The organism is Pseudoalteromonas sp. DSM 26666 (assembly GCF_900116475.1).
Classification (GTDB): domain Bacteria; phylum Pseudomonadota; class Gammaproteobacteria; order Enterobacterales; family Alteromonadaceae; genus Pseudoalteromonas; species Pseudoalteromonas tetraodonis.
In genome coordinates, this window is the sequence record NZ_FPAR01000003.1 from 1 (window position 1) to 19669 (window position 19669).

18 protein-coding genes are annotated in these 19669 nt (G+C 41.1%); 14 read left to right on the forward strand and 4 right to left on the reverse strand.

The genetic code is table 11. The features are described 5' to 3' along the window. Positions 1 to 276 precede the first annotated feature (276 nt). Positions 277 to 1779, forward strand: a complete 1503-nt coding sequence (locus tag BM380_RS06215) for an NAD(P)H-hydrate dehydratase (RefSeq protein WP_090493599.1) — start codon at positions 277 to 279, stop codon at positions 1777 to 1779. A gap of 96 nt (positions 1780 to 1875) precedes the next feature. After that, a complete protein-coding gene (locus BM380_RS06220) occupies positions 1876 to 3843 on the forward strand; it encodes a methyl-accepting chemotaxis protein (RefSeq protein ID WP_090493603.1) in 1968 nt (655 codons plus the stop codon). Positions 3844 to 3924: 81 nt separating this feature from the next. Here BM380_RS06220 and rnk read toward each other — a convergent pair whose 3' ends face one another. From rnk to BM380_RS06240, 4 genes are all read right to left on the reverse strand, one after another. Next, on the reverse strand, positions 3925 to 4338 hold the full coding sequence (rnk, locus tag BM380_RS06225) for a nucleoside diphosphate kinase regulator (RefSeq protein ID WP_090493605.1): 414 nt from the start codon (positions 4336 to 4338) through the stop codon (positions 3925 to 3927). 177 nt (positions 4339 to 4515) lie between these two features. Further along, the gene (groL, locus tag BM380_RS06230; protein WP_013466037.1) at positions 4516 to 6162 is read right to left on the reverse strand and encodes a chaperonin GroEL; all 1647 of its coding nucleotides are present in this window, start codon (positions 6160 to 6162) and stop codon (positions 4516 to 4518) included. A 49-nt stretch (positions 6163 to 6211) separates the two neighbouring features. Then, positions 6212 to 6499: a co-chaperone GroES gene (locus BM380_RS06235; RefSeq protein ID WP_008113511.1), complete on the reverse strand. Its 288-nt coding sequence runs from the start codon at positions 6497 to 6499 to the stop codon at positions 6212 to 6214. A 109-nt stretch (positions 6500 to 6608) separates the two neighbouring features. Next, positions 6609 to 7088, reverse strand: coding sequence for an FxsA family protein (locus tag BM380_RS06240; protein ID WP_013466036.1), 480 nt, complete (start codon positions 7086 to 7088; stop codon positions 6609 to 6611). 240 nt (positions 7089 to 7328) lie between these two features. On the opposite strand from BM380_RS06240, the gene cutA reads away from it, so the two are divergent. From cutA to hflK, 12 genes are all read left to right on the forward strand, one after another. After that, positions 7329 to 7649: a divalent-cation tolerance protein CutA gene (gene cutA, locus BM380_RS06245; protein WP_013466035.1), complete on the forward strand. Its 321-nt coding sequence runs from the start codon at positions 7329 to 7331 to the stop codon at positions 7647 to 7649. Further along, complete coding sequence (locus BM380_RS06250) at positions 7649 to 9454, forward strand: protein-disulfide reductase DsbD (protein WP_090493607.1); 1806 nt, start codon at positions 7649 to 7651, stop codon at positions 9452 to 9454. The genes cutA and BM380_RS06250 overlap by 1 nt, the downstream gene beginning before the upstream one ends. Before the next feature lie 229 nt (positions 9455 to 9683). Then, positions 9684 to 10136, forward strand: a complete 453-nt coding sequence (gene aroQ, locus BM380_RS06255; RefSeq protein WP_013466033.1) for a type II 3-dehydroquinate dehydratase — start codon at positions 9684 to 9686, stop codon at positions 10134 to 10136. 33 nt (positions 10137 to 10169) lie between these two features. After that, positions 10170 to 10631, forward strand: a complete 462-nt coding sequence (gene accB, locus BM380_RS06260) for an acetyl-CoA carboxylase biotin carboxyl carrier protein (RefSeq protein WP_024601932.1) — start codon at positions 10170 to 10172, stop codon at positions 10629 to 10631. 26 nt (positions 10632 to 10657) lie between these two features. Then, a complete protein-coding gene (gene accC / locus BM380_RS06265; RefSeq protein ID WP_013466031.1) occupies positions 10658 to 11998 on the forward strand; it encodes an acetyl-CoA carboxylase biotin carboxylase subunit in 1341 nt (446 codons plus the stop codon). A 126-nt stretch (positions 11999 to 12124) separates the two neighbouring features. After that, positions 12125 to 12592: a tRNA (adenosine(37)-N6)-threonylcarbamoyltransferase complex ATPase subunit type 1 TsaE gene (gene tsaE / locus BM380_RS06270; RefSeq protein ID WP_013466030.1), complete on the forward strand. Its 468-nt coding sequence runs from the start codon at positions 12125 to 12127 to the stop codon at positions 12590 to 12592. 28 nt (positions 12593 to 12620) lie between these two features. Further along, a complete protein-coding gene (locus BM380_RS06275; protein WP_090493609.1) occupies positions 12621 to 13964 on the forward strand; it encodes an N-acetylmuramoyl-L-alanine amidase in 1344 nt (447 codons plus the stop codon). A 29-nt stretch (positions 13965 to 13993) separates the two neighbouring features. Beyond that, positions 13994 to 15820: a DNA mismatch repair endonuclease MutL gene (gene mutL / locus BM380_RS06280; protein ID WP_028835549.1), complete on the forward strand. Its 1827-nt coding sequence runs from the start codon at positions 13994 to 13996 to the stop codon at positions 15818 to 15820. A 10-nt stretch (positions 15821 to 15830) separates the two neighbouring features. Then, entirely contained in the window at positions 15831 to 16748 is a 918-nt protein-coding gene (gene miaA, locus BM380_RS06285; RefSeq protein ID WP_090493611.1) for a tRNA (adenosine(37)-N6)-dimethylallyltransferase MiaA, read from the forward strand. An 81-nt stretch (positions 16749 to 16829) separates the two neighbouring features. Then, positions 16830 to 17093 (forward strand): RNA chaperone Hfq, encoded by a 264-nt coding sequence (gene hfq, locus BM380_RS06290; RefSeq protein ID WP_013466026.1) that lies wholly within the window; start codon positions 16830 to 16832, stop codon positions 17091 to 17093. 16 nt (positions 17094 to 17109) lie between these two features. Beyond that, positions 17110 to 18399 (forward strand): ribosome rescue GTPase HflX, encoded by a 1290-nt coding sequence (gene hflX / locus BM380_RS06295; protein WP_024601936.1) that lies wholly within the window; start codon positions 17110 to 17112, stop codon positions 18397 to 18399. A 100-nt stretch (positions 18400 to 18499) separates the two neighbouring features. Then, positions 18500 to 19669 (forward strand): FtsH protease activity modulator HflK, encoded by a 1170-nt coding sequence (hflK, locus tag BM380_RS06300; RefSeq protein ID WP_013466024.1) that lies wholly within the window; start codon positions 18500 to 18502, stop codon positions 19667 to 19669.

Consider the following 19669-nt stretch of genomic DNA (forward strand, 5'->3'; position numbering starts at 1 on the left):
TACTCAATCATTTTGCGGGGCTAAACGTGCCGCTACCTGTGTTAAAAAATTCTCATTTAGAACAACTAAATAGCGAATTTTTTGCCTAGCTATCACCCCGTTTTTCCTGCCTCAAAATAGACCGCTTAATTAAGCGAATTGGTATAAATTGGTAATAAATACTCAAATAAGGGGATTGCACCCTTATTCTTGAATGATACATTTCTGATCTTACTTGAAAAAAAACCAATGAGCCCAAAGTCTACTTAATCAACACTTATTTTTATAGAGCCTATCATGTCGTTATTACCTTCATCTTCCAACGTTAAGCAATTCGTATATTTAGCACAGCAAATAAGAGAGCATGAGGGTAATGCTGCAAAAGCCAGTGGTTGTGATCTGTTTACCCTAATGGAACGAGCGGGGCATGCCGCATTTTTAAATTGGAAATCATTCAATGCACAGCAGACTCTAGTACTCGTAGGGAGTGGCAATAACGCAGGAGATGGCTATATTGCGGCTAGCCTTATTAAGCAAGCCGATAGACATGTAGTGGTGTGTGCCGTAGATGAAAATAAAGAATTAACCGGCGATGCTGCAAAAGCACAAAAGCGCTGGATTGATGCCGATGGTGAAATTTGTAACTTTAGCGCTGATGCACTCGATGAGTGTGATGTAATCATTGATGCATTACTGGGCACTGGTCTTGAAAATACGGTACGCGATAATGTTGCCACTATAATTAAAGCGGCGAATGAAAGCACTAAACCAATACTCAGTATTGATGTGCCATCAGGTATAAATGCTGATACAGGCCAACCTTTAGGTATTGCAATTAAAGCCACTAAAACAATTACTTTTGTAGGGGTAAAACAAGGGTTAACAACGGCTGCGGGTAAACAGTATGTTGGTGAACTTATCTTTGATGACTTGGCTATTGGCGAGTCATTCGTAGAATTAGCAAGCCCTTCGGGTAAGCTTATTAATATCAATAGTTTTAATGGCCTAGGCTCACGTGCTCTGAATAGTCATAAAGGTAGTTATGGAAAATTACTGTGTATTGGTGGGAATCAAGGAACGGCAGGTGCTATCAGGTTAACAAGCGAGGCTGCGCTTAGAGCTGGTGCTGGAATGGTCAGAGTGTATACCCATGAAAGCTCAATTATGCCAGTCAGTTTTGGCCGACCAGAGCTTATGGTAAGTAGTAATAACTTGCAACACGCATTGGAGTGGGCAAGCTGTGCTGTTATTGGCCCAGGCCTTGGACAAGACGAATGGGCGCAAAATACCTTTAATCAAGTCATTGAGTATTGTACACGTAATAATATGCCTTTAGTTATTGATGCTGATGCACTTAATTTACTCGCTAAACAAGCTTCACCGAAAATGCCCACGCGGTGTGTACTTACCCCGCATCCGGGCGAAGCCTCTCGATTATTAAAGGTGTCGACTGGGGAGATAGAGTCTGATCGGTTCAGCTATGTTCAACAATGTGCTAAACGTTACTCAGCAGTTTGTGTTTTAAAAGGCGCAGGAACTTTAATAGCCGATGGTAAGCATACTTGGGTTTGTGAAGAAGGAAGCCCTGCGCTTGCTGTTGGCGGTAGCGGTGATGTTCTTACTGGTATTATAGGGGCATTACTTGCTCAAGGGTTAGATTGTGCTGAGGCGACTTGCTATGGTGTTACACTGCATGCTAAAGCGGGTGATATTGCTGGGCAAAAAAATGGAGAGCGAGGTATGCTACCTAGCGATCTGTTTTGTATAGTGAGGCGGTTAATTAATAATATAAAACCATAAGATAAAAGCATTCATATTAATTTTGTTCTTTTTTTGATAAATCCATTAACCTTCTTATACTTAGTTAACGCTGTTTGGTTGTAACTGAGGTTAAAAATGTTAATACAGAAAAAAATGTATGCGGGAAGCTTATTACTTATCGTTTTCTCTTTGCTCGTTTTAACCGTAATTATGCAATGGGTGATAACGCCAATTATAAAAAATGAAGCTATTTCTGCAGCTAAGTTACAGGCTAAAGTAATCGGAGAATCATTTGCTAAGGATTTAGGAAAAAGTGCAGCATTAACTAAAAGCTTATCTGTTGTTGCTCAAACACTTCCCCTTGATAAAGATCAATTTATTAAAAATTTGGCACCGTTAATTGCTAGTGGTACAGGTATTGCCGGTGGTGGAATATGGCCAGAGCCAAATATGTTAGATGCATCAGCACAAAGGGCATCTTTGTTTTGGGCTAAGGGCGATAATGGTCAATACACTTTATTAGATGACTACAACCAAGCTGATAGCAGTCCATATCAACAAGAAAGCTGGTATACAAGTGCTGCTAACGCTCAACCAGGCGTATGTGTTTGGTCTGAGGCTTATGTTGATGCAGTTTCGAATGTGCCTATGGTAACTTGTTCCGTTAAAATTGAGCGTAATAATCAGTTTTGGGGAGTCGCTACTTTAGATATAGAGCTTTCTCATATTGAAAAGTCACTCCTTGCTGAAAACCAAGCAACCGGTACCTACAGTTTTATTATTGATAGTGCGCAGCAGTTTGTTTCTATTCCTGCATTTAGAGATACGAATTTAGCCATGCTAAATTTTTCACAAGTTGTGAGTAAAGATAGCTCTTTACAGCCTTTAGTTAACGCCTTGAAAAATGAAGATAGACTCGTAGCTGAGTTTAGTTCAGGTGTCATAAAGGGGGATAGCTCAATTCTAGTGACATTCTCACTGCCGGAGCAAAAGTGGCGCTCTGGCGTGATAATTCCAACAGCGATTGCAAAAAAAGCAGCTAATACGCTGACATATTATTTGTATGGTTCATTCATTGTACTCATTGTTATATTTATATCGGCATTATTAGTATTTGGTAAGCGATTAGTTGAGCAAATAGAGCAGACTTCGGCGCAAGTTAGGTCATTAATGCAAGGGCAAACAGATTCTAAATTACCAATATCAGGGGATGATGAAATGAGTCATCTTTGCGAAGCTATTAATGATTACGGTGATCATCTTATTAAAATTCTTGGGCTGATTAAAGAAGAGGCGGCCTCAGTAAAAAACAATGCTGAATCTATTGATAACTTGAGTAGTAATAGTCAGCAACGCGCACATGAACTAATGCAAGAAAATGAACTGTTAGCCACGGCTATCAATGAAATGTCGATAGCGGCTTCATCGGCATCAGAAGATATTGGTGGCGTTGCAGATATTACCGCTAAGTCATCAGATCTTGTAAACTCTGGATTTAATGTTATTGAACAAAACGCAGAATCTATCCAGCTGTTGTTCAATAAACTAACTGAGTCGTCCAATGCAATATCACAAATCTCTGAAGATTCACAGCAGGTTGGTTCGGTATTAGATGTGATTATGAATATCTCTGAGCAAACTAATTTGCTTGCGCTTAATGCTGCTATTGAGGCTGCTCGTGCTGGTGATTCTGGAAGGGGGTTTGCGGTCGTTGCTGATGAAGTTAGAACACTGGCACAAAGAACGCAACAATCAGCTGGTGAGATTGAAACCATGATAAGTCAGTTACAACAAGCGGCTGCAAAAGGAGTCAGTGTTATTCAAGAATGCCGAGAGTTCTCAGAAGTGGTCAATGATCGTTCAAATACAACACGCACGCAATATGAAAATATAGTTGATGCATTTAACGACATTAAAGGGCGCTCAGCAAGTATTGCCGTAGCCACTGAAGAACAGGCTCAAGTAACCGTCAATGTTAAAAAACTAGCGGAACGCATCCGAGAAATATCAGGGCAAAATGCCGCTGATGCCGAAGACTTTAGAGAAGTAAGTAAAGCCTCTAATAGCCAAGCACAAAGGCTATACGACATTAGTCAGCAGTAACTCAATAAAAAAAATCCAAGCCTTGCTTGGATTTTTTATATAAATTTGTTTATTAATTTAAAATTATGAGGATTTAAAAGTCTATCTATGAAGCTCGCCAGCTCTTTCTGGTTGATAAGTTACCTCTTTAATAGTTACTGTTATTAACCCACCGCCTGGCTTTGGCCATTCAATTTTATCTCCCTGTGAAAGGCCAAGTAATGCACTACCAACAGGGGCTAAGATTGATATTTTGTTGCCACTTGAGTCAATATTCTTCGGGTAAACAAGCGTTAAAGTAAACTCCTCACCTGTAGATTCAACAACAAAGTTCACTGTTGAATTCATGGTTACCACGGTTGAGGGAACTTCGTGTGGCTCAACGATGTTAGCCCTACCAAGTTCTGCTTCAAGTTCTTTTTCACCCGCAAAACTGTTCGCAGGTAACGATTCCATTAGCGCATACAATCGATCTGCATCCAGTGATGAGATGATTATTTCAGGTTTAGTATTCAACTTAATATCCTTAATCATGTTAAATAAAATTTACTCTGGGTATAGCTTGCAGGAACTCAGTTGCATTGGAATACACTGAGATAATTTTATTGTTGCCTTAGTGAATTTATTTTATCTCTATTGCTAAAAACCCAGCCGAAGCTGGGTTTTTATTTGAGCTAAGTGTTTAGGGGATGATTACATCATGCCGCCCATACCACCCATACCACCCATGCCACCCATATCAGGAGCGCCCGCTTCTTCTTTAGGAATTTCAGCGACCATTGCTTCTGTGGTGATCATTAGACCGGCAATCGATCCTGCAAATTGTAATGCAGAACGGGTTACTTTCGTTGGATCTAGGATACCCATTTCAATCATGTCGTTGTATTCGCCAGTGGCTGCGTTGTAACCGTAGTTACCTTCACCGCCTTTCACTGCGTTAATAACAACAGATGCTTCGTCGCCTGCGTTTGTAACGATTTGACGAAGTGGTGCTTCCATCGCGCGAAGTGCCACTTTAATACCGTGGTTTTGGTCTTCGTTATCGCCTAGTAAGTCTGCTAATTTGCTAGCAGCACGCACTAAGGCAACACCGCCACCTGGTACAACACCTTCTTCAACCGCTGCGCGAGTTGCATGTAATGCATCTTCAACACGGTCTTTTTTCTCTTTCATTTCAATTTCAGTAGCGGCACCTACTTTGATTACTGCAACACCGCCAGCTAATTTAGCCATGCGCTCTTGTAGCTTTTCTTTATCGTAGTCTGAAGTCGCTTCTTCAATTTGTGCTTTGATTTGTGCAACACGGCCGTTAATACCGTCTTCTTCACCAGCACCATCAATGATTGTTGTATCGTCTTTAGTGATTACTACGCGTTTAGCAGTCCCTAAGTCTTCAACTGTTGCTTTTTCAAGCTCAAGGCCGATTTCTTCAGAAATCACAGTACCGCCAGTTAAAACCGCGATATCTTGTAGCATTGCTTTACGACGATCGCCAAAACCAGGTGCTTTAACCGCTGATACTTTTACAATACCACGCATGTTATTAACTACCAGTGTCGCTAACGCTTCACCTTCAAGGTCTTCTGCGATGATGAGCAGAGGTTTACTTGCTTTAGCAACCGCTTCTAATGTAGGTAATAATTCACGGATGTTAGATATTTTTTTATCTACAAGTAAGATAAATGGGTTATCTAGCTCAACCGCGCCTTTTTCAGCGTTGTTGATAAAGTATGGAGATAAGTAACCACGGTCAAACTGCATGCCTTCTACAACATCTAATTCGTTTTCAAGTGATTGCCCTTCTTCAACCGTAATAACACCTGTGTTACGGCCTACTTTTTCCATTGCATCAGCAATGATTTCACCAATTTCTTTATCAGAGTTAGCTGAAATAGTACCTACTTGTGCAATCGCTTTAGTATCAGCACATGGAACAGAAAGCGCTTTAAGTTCTGCAACTGCAGCAATGATTGCTTTATCAATACCGCGCTTAAGATCCATTGGGTTCATACCCGCAGCAACCGCTTTAAGACCTTCGTTTACAATAGACTGAGCAAGCACCGTTGCGGTAGTGGTACCGTCACCAGCAGCATCATTTGCTTTAGACGCTACTTCTTTAACCATTTGTGCGCCCATATTTTCAAACTTGTCTTCAAGTTCGATTTCTTTTGCTACAGATACACCATCTTTGGTGATCACAGGAGAGCCAAATGATTTGTCTAATACAACGTTACGACCTTTAGGGCCTAATGTTACTTTTACTGCATTTGCTAGAATATTTACGCCTGTTAGCATTTTTGCACGTGCGTCGCCTGCAAACAGTACTTCTTTTGCTGCCATGTTTAATTTCCTCTAAATTCTTAAAATGTGTGTTAAACGAAAAGTAGGTTTAGCCTACAATGCCTAAAATATTGTCTTCACGCATGATCAGGTACTCTTGACCTTCGATCTTTTCTGTTTTTTCAACATATGAGCCAAATAACACAGTGTCACCGGCTTTCACTTCTAATGCTCGAACGTCACCGTTTTCTAAAACGCGACCATTACCTACGGCAACAACTTCTCCGCGAGTTGATTTTTCAGCTGCAGAGCCAGTTAATACAATACCGCCAGCAGACTTGGTTTCTTCTTCTAGACGCTTGATGATTACGCGATCTTGTAAAGGACGAATGTTCATGTTTTTAGTTCTCCTAACAGTTTCTGAACAGTACAGAAAAAAGTGTATCTAATTTGCTTTCATTAATGGGGGTGGAGTGAAAAATTCCAAGAGAAAAAATGATAAATTTTTAATCTTTTCGCTCGTATTCACCATCTATGGTCTTAGGGCGGTTTTCATCTTGCTCGTGATGCATTGATTGATGAGTTTGCGAAAACCCTGAAGTGCCAGTTTGATGCATGCTGGCGCTCATTCTTACAGTTGCTTGACTAGCAAGTCCTGCAGCTAATTTGTTTCGAATAGCAGGGGTAAGGAGTAGTAAGCCAAATACATCTGTCATAATGCCGGGTGTTAATAAAAGTACCCCTGCAATAATTACGCAAATACCGGTAAACAATTCTTTAGCAGGCATTTGCCCTTGAGCCATTTGCATTTGTACGTTTTGTAGTGCGCCCATTCCTTGCTGTTTCACCATTTTTGCACCCACAATGGCGGTTAGTACCACTAAAGCGATTGTTGCAAAGCCACCTATCACGTCACTAACCTGAATTAGTAAGGCAATTTCAATAATAGGGATGATGATAAACAGCAAAAATAAAATTCTAAACATAAGACTCTCTAAAAAAATGACACTTATTAAGGTGCTAATGAAATATAAGTGAGGGTTGTCGGGTCTATTTTCAAGCTAATAAGAGTAAGTAATAAACTTTAGTGTTAGTTGAGTTAAAGGTAGCGGGTTTAAATCAATTTACTGCAAAGACCCAAAATGCAGACAGAGTTCGTGTCTACACATTATACCCGCTATCAGCTACTATGGGGCTAGACCCCCGTAAACAAGTAAAGGTTCACTATGACAACGCAATTTAAACTTATTTTTACCACTTGCAAAGATAACGATGAAGCCCGTTTATTGGCTATGGCGCTAATTGAAAAGAAATTAGCCGCTTGTGTAAATATTTTACCGGCCATGACTTCTATTTACATATGGGAAGGTGAAGTAGCTGAAGCAACTGAAGTAAAGCTGCTAATTAAAACTAAGGCTGACAAAATGAACGATGTATTTTTAACCTTAAAAGATCTTCACAGCTACGAAGTACCAGAAATACAAGTTGTTGATGTGGCAACGGGTAACTTGGCTTACTTTAATTGGATGGACGAGGTGCTTCATTAATGCGCTTTATTTTATTTTTTTTATTAAGCGTATTAATGGCGCCTGCTTGGGCAGCACAAAATACCCTTGATGATTTTCTAAAACCGACTCAGCACACATTTTTACCGGTAAATGAAGCGTTTGTATTTGATTTTGACCAGCAAGGAAGTACGTTATTTGTTGGTTGGGATATCGCTGATGACTATTACCTATATAAAGATAAAATAGAAATTATTGCCAAAGGTGCCAGCATTGACGTGCCTGAGTTGGGCGCTGGTGAAATAATTGAAGATGAATTTTTTGGCAAAACTGAGGTGTTTTTTAATTCTCTTAGCGTTATCAGCAAACTAAGTAATGTGAGTGAAGATGGCGTTGTTAAGGTGCGTTATCAAGGCTGTGCAAAAGCAGGGCTGTGTTATCCACCTGAAATCATCAGCATTCCATTAAGTGTACTGGCAAGTGAAACTAATACTAATGACAATACTGCAGCAAGCAGTGCATTTGCAGCACTTAGCCAATCTGCAGAAAAACCAGCAACTGCATCAACACCTGATAAAGAGCTCACATTTACAGAGCAGTTAGCCAGCCAAAGCTTAATGGTTAACTTAGCCATTTTCTTTGCCGTGGGTGTGGGTTTGGCATTTACACCGTGTGTATTTCCGATGTTCCCTATTTTATCTAGCTTAATTGCGGGTCAAAAGAACCTATCTACCAAAAAAGCATTTGCCCTATCATTTGTTTATATTCAAGGCATGGCGGTTACCTATGCAGCATTAGGGCTTGTGGTTGCTGCGTTAGGCGGGCAAGTGCAAGGCTATTTACAGCATCCATATGTATTAATTAGCTTTAGCTTATTATTTGTACTGCTGGCTATGTCGATGTTTGGTTGGTACGAAATAAAGTTACCCAGCGGCATGATGAACAAGCTAACCCAAGTGAGCAACAACCAAAAAGGCGGTAACTATATTGGGGTGTTCTTGATGGGGGTTTTATCAGGGCTTATTGCATCTCCTTGCACTACAGCGCCTTTATCAGCCGCATTATTATTTGTGGCACAAAGCGGCGATTACCTAGTAGGCGGGCTAACACTTTACGTACTGAGTTTAGGTATGGGGCTACCGCTGTTATTATTAGGTACATCGGGAGGTAAGCTATTACCGAAAGCTGGCGGCTGGATGGAACAAGTTAAAACCTTATTTGGTTTTATTATGTTAGTTGTGCCACTTATTTTGCTAGAGCGCATTATAGATATTGAAATTATTATGCTTATGGCAGGCTTATTAGCTATCGCCACAGCGCTTTATTTCCATTATTGGCAAAGCGCCCAAACTCAAGGCAAATTAAAAACCTTATTGTGGTTTATGGCTGTTTTATTGATGCTTACTGGCTTTAATTTAACCAAAAACTATTTTTGGCCAACACAAGCCGTGAGTTTACAAACAACCTCGCAAAACAATGAGTTTAAACATGTTGCCAATTTAGCTGAGCTTAAACAAGCCGTATCACAAGCAAATAGCGAAGGGCGCATGGTTATGGTGGACTTATACGCTGACTGGTGTGTAGCGTGTAAAGAGTTTGAGCATTACACCTTTCCCGACCCGCAAGTACAAAGTGAGTTTAGCCATTACCAACTGATTCAAATTGACTTAACCCAAAGCGATAATGAAACAATTGAGCTAATGGAAGCATATTCAGTGTTTGGTTTACCGAGTATTTTATTCTTCAATACTCAAGGTGAAGAGCTAAGTGCACAACGTGTTACTGGCTTTTTAAATGCGGATGATTTCGCTAAGCACCTTGCTGCAGTGCGTGCCAGCGCTGAATAACCATTCTATATGGCACAACATGATTGTTAATGTTGTGCCATTATTCCCCCTCAAGATTCGTCCCCAAAATAGAGATTAGACCAGTATTTTGCTGCTATTTACTTCGAAATCACTATAATAGTTGGTTAACGTGAGAAATTGTTGCTATCTTACTTTTTTCAGCTTACTTTTTAGTGAAAAATTAGTTAGTAACCGCTTAACTCATTACTTATAGGATATATCGCGTATTATGGCTGCAAAATTAAAGATTTTAGTTATAAATGGCCCAAATTTAAACATGCTAGGAAAGCGTGAGCCCGATAAGTACGGTTCGCACTCTTTAGAGCATATTATGAGCGAGTTAAACAGCGCTGCTAATAGTTTAGATGTGGCGTTAACGCATTTTCAAAGTAATAGTGAGCAAGCGCTCATTGAACGCATTCATGATGCTTGGCAAGCGGTTGATTACATCATTATTAACCCTGCAGCATTTACGCACACAAGCGTCGCATTACGTGATGCATTGCTAAGCGTTGATATTCCGTTTTTTGAAGTGCACTTAAGTAATGTGCATGCACGTGAAACGTTTCGCCATCATTCTTATTTTTCTGATGTGGCGCAAGGCGTTATTTGTGGATTAGGTGCAATGGGCTATCACGCTGCTTTACATGCAGCGGTGAGCCGATTGCAAAACTCAAACTAAATTTAAACTAACAAACTAATAGGCGGGTCGTTTATGGATATTCGCAAGATCAAAAAACTAATTGAATTAGTAGAAGAATCAGGTATTGCAGAACTAGAAATCACTGAAGGTGAAGAATCAGTACGTATTAACCGTAACAACATGAGTGCCGGTCCTGCGTACGCGCAATTTGCTCCACAGCAATATGCTCCAGCACCCGCTCCTGCGGCTGCACCAGCAGCACCTGTAGCAGAGTCTGAAGCACCAGCGGCAGGTCCTACAGGACACCAAGTTAAATCACCTATGGTAGGTTCTTTTTACGCAGCAGCTTCTCCAGAAGCGCCAGCATATGTTGAAGTCGGTTCACAGGTTAAAGTTGGCGACACATTATGTATCGTTGAAGCAATGAAAATGATGAACCAAATTGAGTCAGATAAAGCCGGTACAGTAAAAGCTATTTTAGTAGAAAACGGCGAGCCAGTAGAATTTGATCAACCTTTATTCATCATTGAATAATAGCGCAACGTAAAAGGCCAACTCTCATGTTAGATAAAGTAGTCATTGCAAACCGAGGTGAAATTGCACTTCGTATATTGCGCGCCTGCAAAGAGCTTGGGATCAAAACGGTTGCTGTGCATTCAACGGCGGATCGCGATCTTAAGCACGTATTACTAGCAGATGAAACCATCTGTATTGGTAAACCAGCAGCAACTGAAAGTTACTTAGACATTCCACGCATTATTGCCGCAGCTGAAATAACTGATGCGGTCGCTATTCACCCAGGTTATGGTTTTCTTGCTGAAAATGCCGACTTTGCCGACCAAGTTGAGCAAAGTGGCTTTGTATTTATTGGTCCTCGTGGCGACACTATTCGCCTAATGGGCGACAAAGTATCAGCTATCGAAGCGATGCGTAAAGCCGGTGTTCCATGTGTGCCAGGTTCTGATGGTCCGGTATCGGATGATAAAGAACGCAACATGCAAATTGCTAAGCGTATTGGTTACCCGGTAATTATTAAAGCAGCTGGCGGCGGCGGTGGTCGTGGTATGCGTGTTGTACGCAACGAGGCTGAGTTAATCAACTCGATTGCGCTTACGCAGCAAGAAGCTAAGCAGTTCTTTGGCAACAGCATGGTTTACATGGAAAAATTCCTTGAAAACCCACGCCACATTGAAGTGCAAGTATTGGCCGATGGTCAAGGTAACGCGGTTCATCTAGGTGAGCGTGATTGTTCAATGCAACGTCGCCACCAAAAAGTAGTGGAAGAGGCGCCAGCACCAGGGATTACTGCAGAAGTACGTAAGTTCATTGGTGAGCGTTGTACTCGTGCGTGTATCGAAATTGGTTATCGTGGTGCAGGTACGTTTGAGTTTTTATACGAAAACGGCGAGTTTTACTTCATTGAAATGAATACCCGTATTCAGGTTGAACACCCAGTGACTGAAATGGTTACCGGTGTGGATTTAATCAAAGAGCAGCTAAAAATTGCCGCTGGTCAGCCATTATCATTCACTCAAGACGACGTTGTTATTCGTGGCCACGCTATTGAGTGTCGTATTAATGCTGAAGACCCTGAAACCTTTATTCCATCGCCAGGTAAAATCACCCGCTTTCATCCAGCTGGTGGTTTAGGTATTCGTTGGGACAGCCATATTTATGCTGATTACACGGTACCGCCACATTACGATTCTATGATTGGTAAGCTGATCACTTACGGTGAAAACCGTGATGTTGCTATTGCCCGTGCTCGTAATGCACTCAATGAGCTGGTAATCGACGGTATTAAAACGAATACGCCATTGCATAAACGCATTCTTGCAGATGAAAACTTCAAAAACGGTGGTACAAATATCCACTACCTTGAGAAGAAATTAGGGCTGTAAAGTCTATGCTAATTAAAAACCGGCTCAGGCCGGTTTTTTTATCTTTAAAAAAGAGGCAGTATCACCTTAAATAAATAATCTGGTATGATTAACAAATATGCGCTTTTCGTAAATTTTGAGGTAATCATGTCGTGTAGTTTTGATTTTCATTTAGTCGATGAAAATGCCACTGTTGCTATGGGTAATAAATTAGCTGCCATAATAGAACAGGGCGCAGTTATTTATTTGCATGGTGATTTGGGGGCCGGTAAAACGACATTTACTCGCGGTATAGTGCAAGGTTTTGGTCATACAGGTAAGGTTAAAAGTCCCACTTATACACTTGTTGAACCTTACGAGCTTGTGCGTGGCAATGTCTATCATTTTGACTTATACCGATTAGGTGACCCAGAAGAGCTTGAATTTATGGGAATTCGTGATTATTTTTCAGAAACGGCAACTTGTATTGTTGAGTGGCCGGAAAAAGGCGGAGAATTTATTCCTGTTCCCGATCTAAATGCTACGCTAAGTTATGTAGGTGATGAGCGTAAAATTGTTATTAACAGTGCTAGTGAGCGTGGTGTAGCAATTGTCGAAAAACTAAATAATAGATAATAAAATAGTTAAGGCAGTGATTATCAAAATGAGTCGTGGTTTAGTTAAACTTTTTATTTACCTCATGGTTTTTACAGTGAGCTTGCCATTGTGGGCGCAAAACACTATTAATAGTGTGCGTGTCTGGCCATCCCCTGATAGCACTCGGGTGGTGTTTGATCTCGACGATAAACCTGACTTCAGCTACTTTATGCTAAAAAACCCAAGCCGTTTAGTGGTTGATTTAGAAAACACTGATGAGTTGAAAACATTGCCAGGTGTGCCACCAAAACACCAAATTGTTAGTAAGTTACGTTACTCAAAACCTAAAAATAAACACAGCGTGCGTTTAGTGTTTGAATTAAATGGGCCAGTTAAACCGGTTATATTTGCACTAGCCCCCACAGGCCCTTATAAAAATAGATTGGTGGTCGATTTATACGATAAAAGCCAAGCTAAAAGTGCAATTACCCCTGCGCAAACGGCGGCAAAAAAACGCCAATTAAGCCAAGAGCGCGATATTGTAATTGCTATTGATGCAGGGCATGGCGGTGAAGACCCTGGCTCCATTGGCCCATCAGGCACTTACGAAAAAGACATTACACTGCAAATTGCCAAGCGTTTAGAGCGGATGATTGATGCTGAGCGAGGCATGATTTCGCGTATGGTTCGCAGTGGCGATTACTTTGTAAAACTCAATACACGTACCAACCGCGCACGTCAGAAAAAAGCAGACTTTTTTGTTTCTATTCATGCAGATGCGTTTACCAGCCCTGGGCCAAATGGTGCTTCTGTATGGGTGTTGTCGCTGCGACGTGCCAATTCAGAAATTGGTAAATGGATTGAGGATAAAGAAAAACACTCTGAGTTACTTGGCGGTGCTGCCGATGTAATTAAAGATGCTGCAAATGAAAAGTACTTAGCGCAAGCCTTGCTTGATATGTCGATGGATCACTCCATGAAAACCGGTTTAAACGTGGCTGAGGAAGTAGTTAAAGAGCTACGAAAGGTGGCTAAACTTCATAAAAAAGAGCCGCAACATGCCAGCCTTGCAGTATTAAAGTCGCCAGATATTCCGTCTATTTTGGTTGAAACTGGGTTTATCTCTAATCCACGTGAAGAGCGACTGCTTAAAAGTGCCAATCATCAAGAGCGCTTAGCTAAAGCCATGTTTACCTCAATTAAAAATTACTATTTACGTAACCCGCCTGACGACTCACTGTTTGCGTCATTAAAGTCTCAATACCCAACAAAACATAAAGTACGTCCTGGTGAGTCACTGAGCATGTTGGCAGGTCGATATGGCGTGAGTATCAGTAAAATAAAACAAGTTAATAAGCTCAGTTCAAATACGCTATTTATTGGTCAGGAACTTGATATTCCTCAGAGTTAATTTTAAAAGCGCACATATTTAAGGTTGTTATGAGTATTGAAATATTACCTGCGCGCTTAGCAAACCAAATTGCGGCGGGTGAAGTTGTTGAGCGTCCCGCATCGGTGGTTAAAGAGTTAGTAGAAAACAGCCTTGATGCAGGCGCGACACGTATTCAAATAGATATTGAACGCGGGGGCCACAAGTTAATTCGTATTCGCGACAATGGAGCGGGTATTGCAAAGGATGAGCTCACATTAGCGCTCTCTCGCCATGCAACCAGTAAACTAAAGTCCTTAGACGACCTAGAAAATATTTGTTCTCTTGGTTTTAGGGGGGAAGCCTTAGCATCTATTAGTTCGGTATCTCGCTTAACCTTAAGCTCTAAACCCGAAAATCAAGAAGCTGCGTGGCAAGCCTTTGCACAAGGCCGAGATATGGCCGTAGAGGTAAAGCCGGTTGCTCACCCTAGCGGTACCACAATTGAAGTTAAAGATTTATTTTTTAACACCCCAGCAAGACGTAAGTTTTTACGCACTGAAAAAACCGAATTTAGTCATATTGATGAGCTTATTAAGCGTATTGCGCTGAGCCGTTTTGATGTATCAATTACATTAACCCATAATGAAAAAGTGGTGCGCCAGTATCGCGCTAAAACTGATCCCGCTCAAGCGATTACGCGAGTCGCACAAGTGGCGGGTAAAGCGTTTGCTGAGCAAGGATTGCATATTCAATCGGGTGAGGCTGGGTTGCAACTACACGGTTGGGTATTGCCAGTTGGATCGGCTAATACTACTCAGTATACCTATGTAAATAATCGTATGATGCGCGACAAACTTATTCTGCATGCTATTCGTCAAGCATTTGAAGAGGTCAGTGGCGAGCAGGAACTTCCCGGATTTGTGATTTACATTGATATAGACCCACGCCAAGTGGATGTTAACGTGCACCCGGCAAAGCATGAGGTACGTTTTCATCAAGGTCGTTTGGTACATGACTTTATTTTACAAGCTATTAAACAAGTTGTGGTGCCACTTCAAGCTGAGTTTGTTAATTCGCCAGCCGCTCACACGCATCAATCACCGGTTACATCGTTTAACCAAGAACACACGACCAATAGTGAACTTTTTGATTATCCTAAGTCGTCATTACAACCAAGTCATTCGCCATCCACAAGTAGTGCCTCTTATGGTGGCAGTCGTCAAGGTGGGGGTAGACAGGTGCGTACTGAAAGCCAAAATTACCATGATGTGAATGCGTTTTATCAGGGCGTGAATGAGCAACAAGCGCAGCACTTTGATACTGCGGCAGCATTTGTACAATCTAATGAGACGCAAGTATCAGATACAGCACTGCGCACTGTCGATATAATAAGCATTGAAAAGGGCGTTTGCGTGTTCAATAATGAAAATCAACTTTATTGTTCACACTTTAAATACGCATTAGCGGATGATTGGCATACACAAATAAAAGAGCATGGCAGCCTTGAAGGTAAAGCACTCCTATTGCCTGTGCGTGTCAACGTATCAAAACAAGACACGGCGCTTCTTGCTGCTCAGCAGTCTTGGTTTACCTTACTAGGTTTTGAGTTATTAATAGAAAAGCAGTTTGTTATGGTAAAGAAGCTGCCTACAAGTCTGTACTTATTAGATGTAAGTGCTGCAATAGATGCATTGCTTGAGGGATGTAAGGCTCAGTTAGCAAGTATTGATGAATGGCTACAATGGCAGGTAAATATAATTCCCGCACGGTTCTATGCGAGCAATGCCTTTTTAGAGCAGCAAACGCGCTTACAAAATAATCCGCAAACAATTGAACGCTTGCGAGAAAAAGCAGTTAAAATAGATCTAAACTCTTATCTAACGCAATTTAATTAAGGTATTCGTGTTGAGTAATTTACCGGTCATATTTTTAATGGGCCCAACCGCTGCTGGTAAAACAGCATTGGCAATTTCACTGTGTGAGTATTTAAATACTGAGATTATTAGCGTTGATTCTGCGCTTGTTTATAAAGGTATGGATATTGGTACGGCTAAGCCTGATGCCGACGAATTAGCTCGTGCCCCACATCATTTAATTGACTTACTTGATCCGAGTGAAACGTATTCGGTTGCTGATTTTAGACGTGATGCTATAGAAAAAATTGATAAATTTCATCAACAAGGTAAAGTGCCTGTATTGGTTGGAGGTACAATGATGTACTTCAAAGCGCTAATTGATGGGTTGTCGCCATTACCTGAGGCCGATGCAAACGTTAGAGCCGAACTAGAAACACAAGCTAAAGAGCATGGCTGGCCTTATTTATACAAAGAGCTGGTTAAAGTTGATCCGCAAGCCGCACAAAAGATGAGTGAAAATGATTCGCAGCGAATTAATCGTGCTTTGGAAGTTTACCGTATAACAGGTAAAACGATGACTGAATTGCAAAAGCAAAAACAGCCAGCATTACCCTATACTTTTCATCAATTTGCAATTGCACCCGATGATCGAAGTGAATTACATCATCGAATTGAAGAAAGGTTTAAAATAATGATTGAACAGGGGTTTGAAAAAGAAGTTTTGACCCTATATCTACGTGAGGATTTACATCCCAATATGCCTTCTATTCGTTGTGTAGGTTATAGACAGATGTGGGATTACCTTGCGGGTGAAATTGATCATGATGAAATGATTTTTCGCGGCATTGCAGCCACACGTCAATTGGCTAAACGTCAATTAACGTGGTTAAGAAGCTGGCCTGATGTTACATGGTTAACAACAGGTGATGAAGAAAACTTGCATCGTGTAGTAAGTTCGCTAAGCTAGTAGTAGTTGGACAAAATTTATCTTTGTTAAATCAGTTCAGCCACTTAATTATAATAACACCTAGAACGAAGGAATAATAACATGGCAAAAGGCCAATCGTTACAAGACCCATTTTTAAATGCACTACGCCGTGAGCGCATTCCAGTATCAATTTTTTTGGTAAATGGCATAAAATTACAAGGTAAAATTCAGTCATTTGACCAATTTGTAATTTTGCTGGAAAACACTGTTAACCAAATGGTGTATAAACATGCAATTTCTACAGTTGTACCTGCACGCGCAGTCAACTTCCAAGGTGTTCAGGGAAATGAAGACACTGAAGAACCTGAAGCTGGAAACTTTTAAATTAGGAGCGTAATGCTTGTTTGACCGCTATGAATCTGGCGAACAGGCAATTTTAGTCCATATCGACTTACCTAAAGAGGGGGATCGTGAAGATCTCCACGAATTAGAAATGTTGGTATCTTCTGCTGGTGTTAGTAGTTTGGCGGTTGTGCAAGGCAGCCGTCAAGCACCACATCCGAAGCTATTTGTCGGTACCGGCAAAGCAGAAGAAATAGCTGAAATTGTCAAAATCCACAATGCCGATGTTGTCATTTTTAACCATCAGTTAAGTCCGTCTCAAGAACGTAATTTAGAGCGTGTTTGCCAATGTCGGGTGCTTGATAGAACCACACTTATCCTTGATATTTTTGCTCAGCGCGCACGTACTCACGAAGGTAAACTTCAAGTTGAGTTAGCGCAGCTTCGTCATATGTCGACTCGTTTAATCCGAGGTTGGACCCACCTTGAACGCCAAAAAGGCGGTATTGGTTTACGTGGTCCTGGTGAAACGCAGTTAGAAACCGATCGACGTTTATTACGTGCACGTATTAAAAATATACGCGCCCGTTTGGCTAAAGTTGGCGTACAACGTGAGCAAGGTAGACGAGCACGTACTCGTAATGAGATCCCAACGGTTTCTTTAGTGGGTTATACTAATGCGGGTAAATCAACCTTATTTAACCGTATTACAAATTCTGATGTATATGCCGCTGATCAGTTGTTTGCAACACTAGACCCAACCTTACGCAAATTAGATATTGGCGATGTTGGTTCGGTTATTTTAGCCGATACTGTAGGGTTTATTCGCCACTTACCGCATGACTTAGTGGCTGCATTTAAAGCAACGCTGACAGAAACGCGAGAGGCTGATTTACAATTACACGTGATAGATGTAGCCGACCCTCGTCGAAAAGAAAATATTGAACAGGTACAAGAAGTACTCAAAGAAATTGAAGCTGATGATGTACCGCAATTACTTGTATACAACAAAATTGATGCGCTGGATGATGTAACCCCACGTATTGATCGCGATGACGAAGGTCAACCTATAAGGGTATGGTTATCAGCAAAAACAGGTGAAGGTTGCGAGCTGCTAAGTGAGGCTATTAGTGACCTACTAGCTAAAAAGATGTTGAGTGAAACTTTACTACTGGCTCCTCAGTATGGACGTTTAAGAGCATCTTTATTTAACTTAAGTGCAGTACATAACGAACGTTTTGATGAGCAAGGTAATTGGTTGCTAGATGTGCGATTACCTATGATTGAGTGGAATCGTTTGATTAAAGATTTTGGCCCAGAGATTGAAAGTTTTATTAGCTGCGACTAAAAACTGAAAGATTAATGTCGGTTTTAGTATAAGAAATGCATAAGATTTGTTAGATTTAACACAATTTCCGAATTTATTTAGATAACAATGGAGTATAGCTATGGCCTGGAATGAACCGGGTAATAATGGCAATGACAAAGATCCGTGGAATAACAAAGGCGGACGTGATCAAGGCCCACCTGATTTAGACGAGGTGTTCCGTAAATTCAGTAACAAGTTTAACGGCTTATTTGGCGGTAAAAAATCCGGCAATGGTAGCGGCGGTGGACTTGGCGGAGCCGGTATTTCATTTGTACTTATTATCGCTGCCATTGTGTGGGCGTTAAGCGGTATTTATACGGTGAAAGAAGCTGAGCGCGGTGTCGTTCTTCAATTTGGTAAGTTTGACCGAATTGCAGATCCAGGCTTGCGTTGGAAGATGACCTTTGTTGAGACGGTTATTCCAGTCGATATCGAAGCTGTTCGTTCGTTATCAGCATCAGGTTTTATGCTAACTGAAGATGAAAACGTAGTAAGCGTTGAGTTTGAAGTACAGTATCGAGTAATCGACCCATACTTATACAAGTTTAGTGTCACTAACGCTGACAGCAGCCTTGAAGAAGCATTAGATAGTGCGCTGCGTTATGTTGTTGGCCATTCAAAAATGGACCAAGTACTGACTAACGGCCGTGAAGTTGTGCGTCAAAATACCTGGGATGAGCTAAATCAAATCATCGAACCTTATAATTTAGGTTTAATCGTAACTGACGTTAACTTCAAGGATTCACGTCCGCCAATGGAAGTTAAAGATGCGTTTGATGATGCAATTGCAGCCCAAGAGGATGAACAACGCTTTATTCGTGAAGCCGAAGCGTATGCCCGTGAAATTGAACCGCGTGCGCGTGGTCAAGTAACGCGTATGACGCAAGAGGCTGAAGGTTACCAAGAGCGTATTACTTTAGAAGCGCAAGGTGAAGTGGCTCGTTTTGAGAAATTACTTCCAGAATACCAAGCAGCTAAAGAAGTAACACGCGAGCGTTTATACATAGACGCAATGCAAGAAGTATTAGGTAATAGCTCTAAAATATTGGTTGACGTTAAGGGCGGTAACAACATGATGTATTTACCACTTGATAAAATCATGGAAAAACAGGGTTCATCAACACGCGTTGCTTTACCTAGCTCAAGCGATATTAACGATTTACGTAACAAGGTAAATACGTCACGTAACAGCACTGTTAATAGTGGTAACGATCGCTTTAACAATGATCGCTTCAACGACGGGAGATAA

Bases quoted from the DNA above. Each gene is read 5' to 3' on its own strand.
- BM380_RS06215 (WP_090493599.1), top strand. From the start codon at position 277: ATGTCGTTATTACCTTCATCTTCCAACGTTAAGCAATTCGTATATTTA.
- BM380_RS06220 (WP_090493603.1), top strand. From the start codon at position 1,876: ATGTTAATACAGAAAAAAATGTATGCGGGAAGCTTATTACTTATCGTT.
- groL (WP_013466037.1), bottom strand. From the start codon at position 6,162: ATGGCAGCAAAAGAAGTACTGTTTGCAGGCGACGCACGTGCAAAAATG.
- BM380_RS06235 (WP_008113511.1), bottom strand. From the start codon at position 6,499: ATGAACATTCGTCCTTTACAAGATCGCGTAATCATCAAGCGTCTAGAA.
- BM380_RS06240 (WP_013466036.1), bottom strand. From the start codon at position 7,088: ATGTTTAGAATTTTATTTTTGCTGTTTATCATCATCCCTATTATTGAA.
- cutA (WP_013466035.1), top strand. From the start codon at position 7,329: ATGACAACGCAATTTAAACTTATTTTTACCACTTGCAAAGATAACGAT.
- BM380_RS06250 (WP_090493607.1), top strand. From the start codon at position 7,649: ATGCGCTTTATTTTATTTTTTTTATTAAGCGTATTAATGGCGCCTGCT.
- aroQ (WP_013466033.1), top strand. From the start codon at position 9,684: ATGGCTGCAAAATTAAAGATTTTAGTTATAAATGGCCCAAATTTAAAC.
- accB (WP_024601932.1), top strand. From the start codon at position 10,170: ATGGATATTCGCAAGATCAAAAAACTAATTGAATTAGTAGAAGAATCA.
- accC (WP_013466031.1), top strand. From the start codon at position 10,658: ATGTTAGATAAAGTAGTCATTGCAAACCGAGGTGAAATTGCACTTCGT.
- tsaE (WP_013466030.1), top strand. From the start codon at position 12,125: ATGTCGTGTAGTTTTGATTTTCATTTAGTCGATGAAAATGCCACTGTT.
- BM380_RS06275 (WP_090493609.1), top strand. From the start codon at position 12,621: ATGAGTCGTGGTTTAGTTAAACTTTTTATTTACCTCATGGTTTTTACA.
- mutL (WP_028835549.1), top strand. From the start codon at position 13,994: ATGAGTATTGAAATATTACCTGCGCGCTTAGCAAACCAAATTGCGGCG.
- hfq (WP_013466026.1), top strand. From the start codon at position 16,830: ATGGCAAAAGGCCAATCGTTACAAGACCCATTTTTAAATGCACTACGC.
- hflK (WP_013466024.1), top strand. From the start codon at position 18,500: ATGGCCTGGAATGAACCGGGTAATAATGGCAATGACAAAGATCCGTGG.